The sequence below is a fragment of the Lapidilactobacillus bayanensis genome (assembly GCF_003946695.1).
Taxonomy (GTDB): Bacteria; Bacillota; Bacilli; order Lactobacillales; family Lactobacillaceae; genus Lapidilactobacillus; species Lapidilactobacillus bayanensis.
Map to the genome: position 1 here is coordinate 1 of NZ_RHOX01000038.1, position 14,212 is coordinate 14,212.

Consider the following 14,212-nt stretch of genomic DNA (forward strand, 5'->3'; position numbering starts at 1 on the left):
TATTGAACCGCCGTATACGGAACCGTACGTACGGTGGTGTGAGAGGACGGTAATTTACAATTACTTCCTACTCGATCAGCTGACCGCGATTTCCCTCCGGCACTGACAAAAATGTGTTAGTACAACTAAACTTCTAATCTATATTGCTCAAGTTAGAAGTAGTTTGACCACTCCTCAATTCAACATTTGTACAAAAGAAGATCTCATAATAAAAGGAGCTAGGATAAAGTCCCAGCTTCTTTTTAGGATGCATTTTGAAACGTGCTCAAGGCAACTGATTGCTATGTCTAACTAGAAATCCCATCTGGGTTGGCACCAGCTGTGCTTCCTAGTTAGAGCTACGCAATCAACCCTGTTGCCTTTCGCGCTCTGATCTTAATTTAACCACGCTTTGCCGTCTGCTAATTTGAAGCCGAAAACTGCGCGTGGTTGTCCGTTAATTTGCAGATAGACTGGTAACTGTCGGTATTCGGGTTGATTTAGCAAGACAAATAATTCCCACTGCCGCAGAGATTTCTTACTAGTATTGGTGGTAATTAGTAAACTGGGTTGCTGATAGATTTCTGTGATTTCAGGTAATAAAAGGCTATAAATAGAATCATGATCTTTAAAGAAGAATGGCGTTTGCTTAGCAACGTCGCTAATTAATTGAAGAAAGTCCAACACGTACAAGTTGTCACCTCATCATCTTTTTATTAATTATCCCATTTTGCGAAAGTTATAATATTATTTTAAAACCAAGCTTAGATTAAGACAAAAATATTTTTTTCAGTTATTCTATAGGCTAACAGTTTTATTGTGATCGGTAAAGTTTGTTTTATATTTCAATGTTGAGGGAGATTCGTCATTTGAAGAAAGTTGTCATTGTAGCGGCGAAACGGACAGCGATTGGCAAATATTTAGGTCAGTTCAAAGCGCTATCCGCTGTTGATTTGGGTGTGGCTTGTTTAAAGGGACTGTTAGCAGAAGTTGACGGTGCAGCCGAACAGATTCAACAAGTTCTGTTGGGAAATGTTTATAGCGCTGGACTAGGTCAAAATCCCGCTCGTCAGGTGGCAATTCTAAGTGGCTTACAAAATTCAGTAACCGCAACAACGATTAACGACGTTTGCGGCTCTAGTTTAAAGGCGCTACATTTTGGTCAACAAGCCTTGCAACTTGGTGAAGCACAGGCTGTTATCGTTGGTGGCATTGAGAGTATGTCGAACGCCCCTTTATTATTGCAGCGTCCTGCCAAGAAACAACCGGTTAATCGTGATAGCGATTTACTCGATAGCCTTTTTAACGATGGTTTAACTGACGCGCTAACTGGCGTGAGCATGGGTATTCAAGTTGAGCAGCTTGCACAACAAGAAAAGATGACACGGCAGCAACAAGATGAATTCGCAGTTAAATCGCAACAAAAAGCCGCTCAAGCAACGATGAACAATCTTTTTACGGATGAAATTGTACCAGTCGTTGTTGACAATCAAGCGATTACGCAGGATGAAGCGGTTCGGCCCGCTACAACCCTAACCGGATTGGCTGCTTTGAAGCCAGCGTTTGCTGCAGATGGTACCATTACAGCCGGCAATGCATCACCATTAAATGATGGCGCCAGCATGATTTTATTGGCGACGGCAGAATTTGCCCAACAACAGAATTGGCCTGTTTTAGCTTACGTTGAAGAATTTACTGAAGTCGGCAATGCCTCTGAATTATTTGGCGTTACCCCGATTGCGGCGGTTGAGCAACTTTTAGCGCGAGCCAATTTAACTATGGATCAAATTGATGTTGTCGAATTGAATGAGGCTTTCGCAGCGCAAGCATTGCTGGTTCAACAGTCCTTAAATATTCCTGATGCTAAATTAAATCCTTTTGGTGGTGCGATTGCTTTAGGGCATCCATTGGCGGCGACAGGTACGCGTATCGTAACGACTTTACTAAATATTATGCGGCAACGGCAATTAACTAATGGTCTAGCAACGCTATGTATTGGTGGCGGCCAAGGAATTGCCTTGCGGATTAGTCGTGAGGGTATTATTTGATGAAGTTTTACGAATTATCTCGGCAAGAACGTTTGAACCAGTTGCAGCAGCAAGGTGTTTTATCCACCGCAAGTAGCGCTTATTTATTAAAGAAACCTGCTTTAGATGAACAGGTTTTAAACGCGATGGTGGAAAACAACCTAGGTGAATTCAACTTACCTTTGGGTGTGGCCGATAATTTCGTGATCAATGGTCAGAAATATGTCGTGCCGATGGTGACCGAAGAGCCGTCAGTGATTGCGGCAGCTAGTAATGGTGCTAAACGAGTAGCGCTTGGTGGTGGTTTTGCCACAACTGTAACAGAACGTTTATTGAAAGCGCAGATTATTGTAACTCAGGTAACTAATTTTGCAGATTTTGCGGCACGAATCAAGGACGTCACGGCGAAAATTCGTCAGGTTGCTAACGACGCTCATCCCAGTATTGTTCAACGTGGTGGCGGTTTCGATCATTTAACCGTCTCTCAGGTCGGGGACAACTTTGCCGAAGTTGGTTTGTGGCTCAATCCTGTTGCTGCTTTCGGTGCGAATTTGGCTAACACGATTGCTGAAGCAGTAGCCGCATATTTACAGGCGAATATTTTGATAGGGCAAGAAGCAGTCTTAGCCGCAATTTTAAGCAATGTTGGGAGCAAGATGCTCGTGACGACCGAGTGTACGGTTCCCGTCACGGTCTTGGCAACAAAAAAGATAGCAGGTATTACGGTTGCTCAGCGTTTAGTGGCACTGAATCAATTTGCCCACTTGAATGCTGATCGCGGCACAACAGAGAACAAGGGAATCTTAAACGGTATTTTTGCTGTGGCCTTAGCAACCGGCAACGATTTACGGGCGCTTAGTTCTGCGATCACTACTTATTTAATGACTGAACAACAAAACGTTTTATCAACTTGGCAATTGAATTTAGAACAACAAACTTTAACCGGTCGATTAACTTTACCACTAACAATTGGCAGTGTCGGTGGTGCCATCAATTCACTGCCTAGTGCCCAAATTAGTTTAGAAATTTTGCAACAGCCAACGATTGAACAACTAATGGGAATCATGGCAAGTACAGGACTAGCCAACAACTTAGCAGCATTGCGGGCATTAGTGACAAGCGGCATTCAAGCTGGTCACATGCGGCTACAATCCGCTAATTTAGCTATTCAAGCTGGTGCGGTTGGTTCAGAAATTGCTACTTTACAACAGCAACTTAATCGAAGCAACCATTCAGATCTGGCTATGGCACGAGCTATGCTGCAACAATTACGTGATAAAAAGGTGAACAAAAATAATGACAATTGAAAAAATAGGAATCGATAAAATTGGCTTTTACACGCCTGAATTTTATTTAGATTTGGCTGAATTGGCTGAAGCGCGTGCTGTTGATCCCAATAAATTTAAAATTGGTATCGGTCAAGATGAACAGGCAGTTTTGCCATTAGATCAAGATGTCATTACAATGGCAGCCAATGCGGCGGTTCAGATTTTGTCTGCCGAAGATTTGGCTGAGATTGATGAAGTTATTTTTGCAACTGAGAGTGGTATTGATCAATCTAAGGCCGGCGCACTATATGTTCAACGGTTATTAGGTATCAATCCACGGGCGCGAGCTTTTGAAGTGAAAGAGGCCTGCTACGGGATTACTGCTGCGCTACAAACGGCCTACGATCATTTAGCGGCTCATTCTGATAGTCAAAAAGTGTTGGTTATCGGTTCTGATGTTGCGCGTTATGGTGTCGCAACAGCCGGTGAAGTAACCCAAGGCGCTGGAGCAGTGGCTTTATTAGTTACGCGTCATCCGCGTGTTCTTGTTTTGGAACAACCTAGTGCATACTTTAGTGAAGACGTGATGGACTTTTGGCGGCCCAATTATTCTGATACTGCTTTTGCAAAAGGTAAGTATTCGACGGAACAGTATTTACGTTTCTTAGATATTGTTTGGCATGATTATCAAACAAAGACAGCAGCACAGTTGAGTGATTTTGCGGCACTATTATTCCACATTCCTTATACTAAGTTGGGTTTGAAAGGGCTGCGTCAACTAACTGCAAATAGCGTTACGGCAGATCAAACGGCATTATTGGAGCAATTCACTAAAGCAACGCTCTATAATCGCCGTGTTGGTAATATTTACACCGGCTCATTATATTTAAGTCTATTGTCGTTGCTACAGAATAGTTCTTTGCCAGCAAATTCACGTGTCGGTTTATTTAGCTATGGCTCTGGCGCTGTTGGTGAATTTTTTAGTGGTATTTTACAACCAGATTATCAAGTGGCTAGTCAACTCGTTGATGTTCAAGCAATGTTAGCGCAGCGCCAACGCTTGGCTGTTACTGAATATGAGGCTTTTTTCAACCAAAAATTACCAACTGATGGTAGTAAATTTAGCGTTCCATTCATTTCGCAACACGCGCAATTTAGGCTGCGGGGAATAAATGAGCATCAACGAATTTATGAATAAACTATTTTGAATTAGGAGGCCTAACTTTGAAAATAACAGCCTTTGGTGTCAATCAAGAAGAACAATATTTCTTTGAAAAACTTGCTTTTGAAAAAAGTTTTGAGTTGGTCTTGACCGCTGAGTGGGTCACAGCGGATAACGTTGTGTTGGCAGCGGGTAGTGATGCTATTAGCACCATGCAAACGGGGGCTTATGATGAAGCACTCTTTAAAAAGATGGCGGCGTTAAACATTCCTTTACTTGCATTACGCAATGTTGGAACTGACAATATCGACTTTGCCGCCGCAAAAAAATACGGCATTAAGATCAGTAATGTCCCATCATATTCACCAGCAACGATTGCGGAATTCGTCGTACTAACAGCATTGCAATTATTGCGGCGAACGAAGGAAATGGGCCGGGCAATTGAGGCTGGTCAATTAATTCAAGCTCAGAAGATGACTGGCCGCACGCTATTTAACGAAACTTTTGGTGTGATCGGAACTGGTCATATTGGGTTTACAACCGCCGAATTATTACACAATATGGGTGTTAAGGTTGTTGCGTTTGACGCGTTCCCTAAAAAAGATGCGCCTGAATGGTTACACTATACCAATTCTTTAGAGGAATTATTGCAACAGGCTAATTTAGTTACCTTGCATGTGCCTGGAATTAAGGAAAACGACCACCTATTAGATGCTGAGCGTTTAGCGCTATTACCTCAAGATGCGCTTGTGATCAATACCGGCCGAGGTAATTTAATTGATACTGACGCGTTAATCGCAGCTCTTGAAACTAAACATTTAGCTGGTGCCGGGATTGACGTCTTCGAATATGAAGCCGATATCGAGCGCGAAATTCAAAGTGGTGGGCAACCATTAGAGCCACATTATCTGAAATTACAAAGTATGCCTAACGTGATTATTACACCACATATCGCCTATCATTCAATGAAAGCCGTTGAAAAAATGGTGGCAAATTCTGTCGATAATATTTTTAGCTATGTTCAACAAGGAACACCACTTAATCCAGTTGAATGACAACTAGTCGCAGTAAAAAGATGGAAATAATTGATTTGATGTGTTTAACGTGCTAAGACCTAGAACTGTTATGTTGCTGCTCTTCGTGCCTGCGTGAAATACGCTGGTGAAACGCTGTGGGCTCGACTTTAAGCCAATCTACGATTGTCTTAAAGCTCGGCCTTGTCGTAAGCAATAAATCGCAAACGACAATTTCACAGCTGACCGCGAGTTCCCTCCGGCACTGACAGAAGAGATGTGGTGTAACTTCAAGATTGTGCTTCTAAAAATTTTAGGAGAAAATTCAATCGCTTGTCAATTTAGCGTTTGCGCAAAGGTTGCTTTCTCGTTTGTTGAGTGAGGGAAAATAAATACCGCTCAGTGGTGAAATTGTTGTTAGTAATTTATTACTCACAACAAGATCTGACTTGGAGACAATTTTGCAAAAATTGGCTTCAAGCAGTGTCCACCACGTTCCAGCGAAAGTATTTATTTTCCCTCACGATACTCGCTACACTGCATATGTAACCTTTACACAAGCGCGAAGAAGGGATAGATAACAGTTTTAGTTTTCACTATTTTAATTAGCAATGCCCACTACGTTTCCAGCGTTAAGTATTCTTTCGCCGTCACGGCAACGAGTCACGTTCCATATGCAACCTTTGCGTGAGCGCGAAGAAGTACAGAATAGTAATTTTAGAATTTAATCACGTTTCAGCTCTCCAACGATTGATCTTAGCAGTAATTTTAGCTTTTTTTGCCGTGGACCCGGCAGAAAAAGTTTTTTTAATAAATCGAGCTATTTCTCTTGCAACCGGTTACATTAACTGCTACTATATAGTTGTAAAGAGGAGCAGGTGCTCAGCTAGTCAACGATAGGATTATCGGTCTAGCAAGTAAGAACTAATGATCATTAGTCAAGTGATGCTCGACGAAGGCCAAAGTTGAGCGGTGCCAATGGAGAATAATCTGTAAAGTTTAATGGACAGAACAGCAAGGTTCTCTAGAATCAATGTTTTAAAGATTATGAGTTAAGTAATCTAGCAGTTGCGTTAAACAGTTAGTTTTAGATTTAGGATCCAATAGATCGTCAGTATCTAGATAGGTTTTGAATCAAGAAACATGTTGTTGGTAGTAGAAATACCAACTATGCTTTCCTCAGTAGTGGAAAGTTAAAGTAGCAAATCGGAAAAGCTGTGTGAAGAGCAGAATTCTGAGTGATAAAAAAATAAGATATTGATGGAGGTGTATGTCTGAAGTTATTTGGACAGCACAACCAAGCAAGAAACAGTTTAGTAGCTACACTAAAGAGCCGTGAATAGATACGGATAGCAAACAAGCTATAACGAAGTAAATGCGAAATAAACGAGTTTCTTGTCACAATTGAATAGCATGAGGTGTTAGATATTACGAAAGATATGAGAAATGCATCTGTTTCCTCTTTACGTAACATTAAGGCGACCTAGCTGAATACGGTTCAGCTAGGTCGTCAATTTTTTCGTCTTCAAAAAAATAGTGTCTGAGAGAATAACGAATGCTAAATTTAAAGTCACTTGATAATTGGCTATGCTATAATAAATTAGCACGTAGTATCAGTGATATTGATGCGTCATAAATTGAATCATGAGGTAGGATTTAATGCTAGAATATGATCTGATTACAGAAATGTTTGAAAAGGGTCAAAAAATCAACTTTGATCTGGTTTTGCAAAAGGTAATTCAGGACTGGCAAACACAGGCAGCACATCCTAGAATTTTATTACATAGTTGTTGCGCGCCATGCAGTACCTATACATTGGAATACTTAACGCAATTTGCCGATGTGACGGTTTATTATGATAATCCTAATATTCATCCACGAATGGAATTTGAACGTCGTAAATATGTTCAGCAGAAATTTATTGCCGACTTTAACGAGCGGACGGGTAATCAAGTGACGTTTATTGCAGCCGAGTATGAGCCAAGTCAATGGCTCAGTGTTGTGAAAGATTTGAAGCAAGCTCCTGAAGGTGGTGCGCGCTGTACACTTTGCTATAGCTATCGGCTTGATCGGGTTGCTAAAAAGGCTCAAGAATTAGGTTTCGACTATTTCGGTAGTGCATTAACAATTAGTCCCCACAAAAATGCCCAAACCATTAACGAATTAGGACTTGATATTCAACATATTTACAATGTTTCATATTTGCCCAGTGACTTCAAGAAACGTTCTGGATATCTGCGCTCAATTGAAATGTGTCAAGAATATGATGTTTATCGGCAATGTTACTGTGGTTGTCTGTTCGCCGCTAGGCAACAAGGTGTGGATTTAAAGGCCGTTAACAAGAAGGCCACAGAATTTGTGCGCCAACATCAAGATGAAACGTTTCCTGAGATTCAATACGAAAACTAATGTAAATCAAGCAGAATTTAAAAAGTCCTTGAGAAAATTTTTCTCAAGGACTTTTCTATTTCAGCAATTAATGATTAAGTGGAAATTTATTTATTGAGGTTACGAACGAATGCTTGATAACGTTCCTGTTCACCAGTTTCGGCAAATTTTACTGTTGTTAAATCAAAAGCATGTGTCATAATTTCGGCAAAATCAACAGTTGCGGTACCCATGAAAGTTGCATTGCCAATTAACGAGACCCAATATTTAGAGTTGCGTTTTGGATCTGTATTTTGATGAACAATTGTTTTGACCATACCGCCGGGATTCTGAACGGTTAATTCAGTCTCAAAATGACCGCCTTGTTCTAACACGTAAACAATGCTTGCGGCAGACATGCCAGTGCCACAAGCATTAGTATAGCCAACACCGCGTTCGTAAGTGCGGACAAACAAATGATTGAAGCCGAGTTCTTCGACGAAACTAACGTTAACACCATCTGGAAAAATTGGGTTAGTCCCATTATTCAAGTAGCCGGCAATTCGTCCTAGTTCCGGACCAACTAAGGTTTCATGATTCAGATAACTAATCAAGTGGGGATTAGGAACGGCGATGGCAGTGAATGTCAATTGATTCGAAAGCTCAGGCATCTTTTGATGGCGTACTTCCGTTTGATCTTGCCAGTGCAGTCCTAAATTTTTGGTTGCAAAACTTATTGGCGAAATTTCTGCTTGATAAGTGGCAATATCAGTTGCTAAAGGTTTTGCTTTTTTGACGAGGAGATCAGCGTACATTGTTTCAATTGTGAATTCTGCTTGCTGTGTGGCCTCACCTAAATATCGTGCAACCGTACGAATACCATTACCACACATTGAGGCTTCACTGCCATCGGCGTTAATGACGCGCATGCGGCCAACAGGACCTTTATGTGTGGGATTGTCAACAACCAAGACACCATCAGCACCATGCCATAAACCAGTTTGGCGATCAGTAATTTTTTTAGTGAAGTTCTTAATCTCCGGGTCAGTCAGTGGTCGCGCTAATTGCCGTTGATCAAGAAGGAAAAACTGATTATCTGAACCATGAACCTTAATTAAGTTAATCTTCATCTGCTTTACTCACTTTTATTAGAATGACTTCAGTATAATACCAATTTGTTAAAAAATAATGAATTCAAGTCATGGTATGAGTAATATATTCAAAGATTTAACAACGTCAGAGTATCAAGTAAACAAAAAGGCCCAAGTCTGATTCGAGTTCGGAATCAAGCTTAACTGCCAAATATGTTATTGTCTAACTTTTTTAGAGCGCATCAGTTTTACCAGCGTTTTTCTTGGAAGCACAAAGAACATCTACATCATAGTTTTCTGATTTTGAAACGTGCTACGAACAACTGACTGCGCATAATTTAAGTGTGAATCTCCTTGCGTTAACACGCAATGATCTTCTCGTTTAAATTAAGACAGTCAACCCGTTGTTCTCCGCACTCTGCTTTGAAACGCGCTACGAACAACTGACTGCGCATAATTTAAACGTGAATCTCCTTGCGTTAACACGCAATGATCTTCCCGTTTAAATTAAGACAGTCAACCCGTTGTTCTCCGCGCTCTGCTTTGAAACGTGCTCAAAGCAACTGATTGTTATGTTTAACTAGAAATCCCATCTGGGTTTGCACCCAGCTGTGCTTTCTAGTTAGAGCTACGCAATCAACCCGTTGCTTTGAACACTCTGCTCTGAAATGTGTTCCAAGCAACTGGGTGTCGTGTATTTAAGCGTGAATCTTGCTGCATTGACATGCATCAATCTTCCCGTTTAAATACAAACACCCAACCCGTTGCTTTGAACACTCTTTTTTTGCGCTAAAATGACTAAATCGCGGTTGCCGGAGATGGGGTTCTGATAGTCTTGCCACATTTGTTGGACGATTAGATGTTGCTCACTCAGCTGACTTAATAACTCTGGCAAGGCTAAGGCGCTGTAGGAAAAAGTTTTGCCCCACATTTCGCCCGTTTTGGTTGAGTTTGTTTTTCCGTGGGTAAAGAGGAGCCAGCCGTCATTCTTGAGCCATTGACTGATTAATGGATAGATTTGGGGTTGCTGGGAATGATCTAGGTGGAAGAGTGAATCGAAGGCCAGTACACCCGCAAATTGTGTTTGTGGTACGAAATCCAAGAAGTTTTGTTGGTGAAAAACACCTTCAGGGATATTTTTGCGGGCACGCTTGATCATTGCCGCTGAAAAATCGACGCCAGTTAGTTTAAAGCCTTGTTCAATTAAAAAACGATCATTAGGCTCACCAGTTCCACAGCCTAAATCAAGTACAGTCGCGTTTGCGGCTAGCTGTTGGGCGAATTGGACGACCAATGGATCAGGTGGTGCATTATGACGTCGAGCTGCCCATTGCGCGCTAATGGCATCATAGCTAGTTTGATTACTCATGAAGACACCTTTTTACATTTTAGGTATTAATCCATGGTTATTATAGGATTTGATACTTTCAGTATAATTGATTTAGAACAAAAGAACTTATGATTAGACTGAATTTTATTTGCATAACAAACAAGGAGCTTAATCCTAAAAATCGGATTCAGCTCCTTACTATTTCAAGCTCACTGGTACGGCAGTTTTTTAAATTACCAGCTAGCTTTTTTAACGCCAGGGATTTGACCTAGGTGTGCTAATTTGCGAAAGTTCAACCGCGACATTTTGAATTTGCGCATGTAGGCATGCGGCCGGCCGTCAAGTTGGTCACGATGATGAATCCGAGTTGGTGACGCGTTACGGGGTAATTTTGCCAATCCAGTATAATCGTGTGCTTCAATCAACGCTTCACGTTTAGCAGCATATTGGTTAACTAGAGCTTCAATTTTTAGTTCTTTAGCAATTTTTGATTTTTTTGCCATAAATTCTCCTTCGATAATTTGGCTAGCAAAAAAATTTAAGTCAACAAACTTTTACTAGTTTAACATCTCCAAATGATACTTACAATTAATAAGTATCATTCTGCCGAAACACTTTGTAATTAGGACTGAGAAGATTTATTCACCATAGACTGATGTTAAAATCCACCCAAAGGCCTATGACTATTTAACAAGAAGCAGTCATAATAGTACTTGTAATCGAGATATGTTAAGACCAATGGAGGTTAATATCATGAATGAACGTGAACGAATTTTAGAATTAGTAAAAAAAGGCGTGATCACTTCTGAGGAAGGCTTAGTGTTATTAGAGAACTTAGCCAAGAAAAAAGAAGCGACAGCCGATTCCCAGGAACATTCAACTAAGCAAACAACAACTGATTTTTCTGATGATGACGAAGACGACGATGAAGACCAACTTTTAAATGAATATGAAGAACGTTTAGGTGAACTAAAAGCAGATCTGGCGAAGAACAACGATCAATTAGCGGAAACACAAACAAAAATTGCAGCAGTTCAACGGCAAATTGACCGTGATCAAGAACACATCACGGTGATTGACGCTATGGAGGATTTAGATAGTTTAACCGAAGAAAAGGTGCAGGAACGAACTGAAGCCAAGGGCCGTGTCGTTGAATTACAACAGACAGTGGAAAACTTGGCATTAACTCAAGATGAATTACGCGAGAAAATTACTGAATTAAACAAAGAAATCGGTAAATTAACTCGTGACCGCATCAAAGAAAGTATTCATTTTGACGAACTTCGTGATAATACGGCGTCAACTTTTAATGATTTTGGCGAAAAGATGTCGGATTTTGGCAGTCAGTTAGGTGGCTTCGTTAAGAATACGGTTAAGAATGTTGTCGACAATATTGATTGGAACGATGTCACAATTAAGGTTCCTGGAATTGTTTCTTCAAGTTTCAAACATGACTTTGTTTTTGAAGATGCAGAAGCTTCAATTCTAGATATTAAGAATGCTAACGGTAATGTTAAGCTGACACCTTGGGACAGCGATGATATTAAAGTTGCTGCCAATATTAAATTGTTTGGCCGAATGGATGAGGATGAGCCACTAGATGCGTTTACGCGTCGTAGTCATATTGAAGTGACTGACGATCGCTTTATCTTCCAAGTACCGAACAAACGGGTTCAAGCTGATTTAGAGATCTTCTTACCTGAGCGCACATACGACCATGTAACCTTGAATTTACTGAATGGTAACATCGATCTTGTTAATTTCAGTGGTAAAGACATTTACTTGAAGACAACTAATGGTCAAACAACTTTGAATGGTGTCACGGCGACGATGATCGAAGTTGAGGGTGTCAATGGCTCGATTGAATTATTAGAAGGCACTTTACGTGAAGCTTTATTTAGCACAGTTAATGGCAACATCAAAGTTGATAGTAGTGTCCAAGCAAGTGATCTATCCACTGTTAATGGTAATGTTCGGGTGACGCTTCATAACGACGATTTACACCGCTTAGATGCTTCGTCAGTTCATGGCGATGTTAAAGCTGCCGTTGAAAATGGACTAGATTTTCATGGTACCGCCAAGACGCGTTTAGGTGCTGTTAATACGCGCAACCACGATTTAGAGATTGTCGATCAAAAGTCGACGACAGGCCACCGTGTTGATTTTAAGCGGGGCGAAACAGAGGGTGCTAGCCTACACTTGAGTAGTACGTCTGGTTCGATTTATCTGAAAGATAATAATTAAGCAGTCTATAATAATCGCTAGTTTGTCAGCTGTGCGTTAGTGATAGCGCCACTAAAAGAGTAATGAATTGCAAAATTGGAGGAGTTCAACATGAATAAACGTTTGAGTCGTTCTACCACAGATCGTAAAATTGCCGGTGTCGCCGGCGGGTTAGGTGAATATTTCGGAATCGATTCAACCATCATCCGTATTATTTTTGCTTTTCTCTTTATCTTTGCTGGCACAGGTTTCATTGCTTATATTATTCTCTGGATTTTAATGCCCGAGGGTTCTGCCAGCAATCATACTTTCAATAGATCTGGCAAGAATCGATCCAATGATAATTGGAGTAACTTTTAATCAATAAAGAGGTGTTGGCATTGCCGTTTCTTTTACTTTTACTATTTATACCCATTTTGTTGATCGTTGTTTTTGCATTACTTGCTGGAGCAGTTGGCCTTTTCTTCGGTTTACTGAAGTTTATCTTACCAGTTGTTCTTATTGCAGCATTAATCAATTTGTTTGTGCGTGATGATCACCACAGAACTTCACAAAGTCGCGCGCAAGCACATCAACAACGGCAACAATATCGTCAGAGTTATCGTGATGCCCGTGCTGGACGTAAAGAAATTCATGACGTCAAAGAGGATGATGTTGTTAATCATTATCATCAATTTAATCAGGACACACAAACTAAAAACAATAACGAACAAAACCATCATGATGACAACGACAATGATGAGTGGAGCGACTTTTAGCATAATCTTTATCTAGGGGGCAAAACCTTGAGTACACAGGCCAGCAGACGACTTATTAATATTTCATCGCTTTTGTCCCTCGCGGCAATTATCAGCTTAACAATTTATTGGTGGCATTTAGGACTGTTTAGTAATCAGGCTACCTTGCAGAGTTATTTAGCTCAGCGCCACTTGATTGGTCCGCTGATTTTTATCGGAATTCAAATCGTTCAGGTTGTGATTCCCGTAATTCCTGGTGGTATTAGTACTGCTGCCGGCGTTATTTTATTCGGACCGCTTTGGGGCTTCGTCTATAATTACGTTGGTATTGTAATTGGTTCGTTTACTAATTTCTTTCTGGCACGGCATTATGGTAAAGATTTCATCCTCCATGTCGTTCCGCAGAAAGTTTACGATCGCTACATCGGTAAAACTAAGAATCAAAAAGCATTCGATTGGTTTTTCGCCGCTGCGATTTTCTTCCCAGTTGCACCAGATGATGTGTTGGTATTGATTGCCGGTTTAACGGAGATGTCTTGGCAGAAGTTCAGTGCGATCATCATCTTCTTGAAACCATTTACGATTGCCGCCTATAGTTTCATTCTGATATATGGTGGCAATTGGCTAATGCAACTGATTAAATAAACTAAATATTAAAAGATAGCGCTAGAGTGAGTTTGCTCTAGCGTTTTTTGATTGATACGCGGGTTACTTCGCCGCTGTTCAGCTCATATGTGGGAAACTAAAACTACTTTGTTGCGGTTGTTTGCGCTTGCGCAAAGGTTGTGTAAGGAATGTGCGAGGTACCGTGGTGGAAAATAAATACGTGTTGCTGGAACGTTACTTTTTAAAAAAGAAGAAACTAAAACTATTATGTTGTGCTTCTTCGCGCTTGCGCAAAGGTTGCATATGAAGTGTGCGAGTACCGTGAGGGAAAATAAATACGTGTCGCTGGAACGTGGTGGACACTGCTTGAAGCCAATTTTTGCAAAATTGTCTCCAAGACAGGTCTTGT

13 protein-coding genes are annotated in these 14,212 nt (G+C 40.8%); 9 read left to right on the forward strand and 4 right to left on the reverse strand.

Translation table 11 applies throughout. From position 1 onward, the window contains the following. Window positions 1–375: 375 nt before the first annotated feature. Window positions 376–672 carry a hypothetical protein gene (locus EKM65_RS10345; protein WP_125608194.1) on the reverse strand — a complete coding sequence of 99 codons (297 nt, stop codon included), beginning with the start codon at window positions 670–672 and terminating at the stop codon, window positions 376–378. A 176-nt stretch (window positions 673–848) separates the two neighbouring features. Between EKM65_RS10345 and EKM65_RS10350 the strand changes: the two genes are divergently transcribed. The 5 genes from EKM65_RS10350 to EKM65_RS10370 all read left to right on the forward strand — a co-directional run bounded on the left by EKM65_RS10350 (window position 849) and on the right by EKM65_RS10370 (window position 7,858). Beyond that, window positions 849–2,027 carry a thiolase family protein gene (locus tag EKM65_RS10350; protein ID WP_125608196.1) on the forward strand — a complete coding sequence of 393 codons (1,179 nt, stop codon included), beginning with the start codon at window positions 849–851 and terminating at the stop codon, window positions 2,025–2,027. Beyond that, window positions 2,027–3,313: a hydroxymethylglutaryl-CoA reductase, degradative gene (locus EKM65_RS10355; protein ID WP_225420456.1), complete on the forward strand. Its 1,287-nt coding sequence runs from the start codon at window positions 2,027–2,029 to the stop codon at window positions 3,311–3,313. Before EKM65_RS10350 ends, EKM65_RS10355 begins: the two co-directional genes overlap by 1 nt. After that, window positions 3,303–4,472, forward strand: a complete 1,170-nt coding sequence (locus tag EKM65_RS10360) for a hydroxymethylglutaryl-CoA synthase (RefSeq protein ID WP_125608200.1) — start codon at window positions 3,303–3,305, stop codon at window positions 4,470–4,472. The genes EKM65_RS10355 and EKM65_RS10360 overlap by 11 nt, the downstream gene beginning before the upstream one ends. Before the next feature lie 26 nt (window positions 4,473–4,498). Further along, on the forward strand, window positions 4,499–5,491 hold the full coding sequence (locus EKM65_RS10365) for an NAD(P)-dependent oxidoreductase (protein ID WP_164506918.1): 993 nt from the start codon (window positions 4,499–4,501) through the stop codon (window positions 5,489–5,491). A gap of 1,617 nt (window positions 5,492–7,108) precedes the next feature. Further along, window positions 7,109–7,858 (forward strand): epoxyqueuosine reductase QueH, encoded by a 750-nt coding sequence (locus EKM65_RS10370; protein ID WP_125608204.1) that lies wholly within the window; start codon window positions 7,109–7,111, stop codon window positions 7,856–7,858. 86 nt (window positions 7,859–7,944) lie between these two features. On the opposite strand, the gene dapF is transcribed toward EKM65_RS10370, so the two are convergent. The 3 genes from dapF to rpsN form a co-directional block, all read right to left on the reverse strand. Then, a complete protein-coding gene (gene dapF / locus EKM65_RS10375; RefSeq protein ID WP_125608206.1) occupies window positions 7,945–8,946 on the reverse strand; it encodes a diaminopimelate epimerase in 1,002 nt (333 codons plus the stop codon). A 703-nt stretch (window positions 8,947–9,649) separates the two neighbouring features. Next, window positions 9,650–10,276 carry a class I SAM-dependent methyltransferase gene (locus tag EKM65_RS10380; RefSeq protein WP_125608208.1) on the reverse strand — a complete coding sequence of 209 codons (627 nt, stop codon included), beginning with the start codon at window positions 10,274–10,276 and terminating at the stop codon, window positions 9,650–9,652. A 194-nt stretch (window positions 10,277–10,470) separates the two neighbouring features. Beyond that, the gene (rpsN, locus tag EKM65_RS10385) at window positions 10,471–10,740 is read right to left on the reverse strand and encodes a 30S ribosomal protein S14 (protein ID WP_125608209.1); all 270 of its coding nucleotides are present in this window, start codon (window positions 10,738–10,740) and stop codon (window positions 10,471–10,473) included. A 250-nt stretch (window positions 10,741–10,990) separates the two neighbouring features. Here rpsN and liaX point away from each other — a divergent pair, with 250 nt between their 5' ends. The 4 genes from liaX (at window position 10,991) to EKM65_RS10405 (ending at window position 13,842) form a co-directional block, all read left to right on the forward strand. Further along, a complete protein-coding gene (gene liaX / locus EKM65_RS10390; RefSeq protein ID WP_164506919.1) occupies window positions 10,991–12,481 on the forward strand; it encodes a daptomycin-sensing surface protein LiaX in 1,491 nt (496 codons plus the stop codon). 90 nt (window positions 12,482–12,571) lie between these two features. After that, the gene (locus EKM65_RS10395; protein WP_125608214.1) at window positions 12,572–12,820 is read left to right on the forward strand and encodes a PspC domain-containing protein; all 249 of its coding nucleotides are present in this window, start codon (window positions 12,572–12,574) and stop codon (window positions 12,818–12,820) included. A 20-nt stretch (window positions 12,821–12,840) separates the two neighbouring features. After that, complete coding sequence (locus EKM65_RS10400; protein ID WP_125608216.1) at window positions 12,841–13,218, forward strand: hypothetical protein; 378 nt, start codon at window positions 12,841–12,843, stop codon at window positions 13,216–13,218. A gap of 27 nt (window positions 13,219–13,245) precedes the next feature. Continuing rightward, entirely contained in the window at window positions 13,246–13,842 is a 597-nt protein-coding gene (locus tag EKM65_RS10405; RefSeq protein WP_125608218.1) for a TVP38/TMEM64 family protein, read from the forward strand. Window positions 13,843–14,212 lie beyond the last annotated feature (370 nt).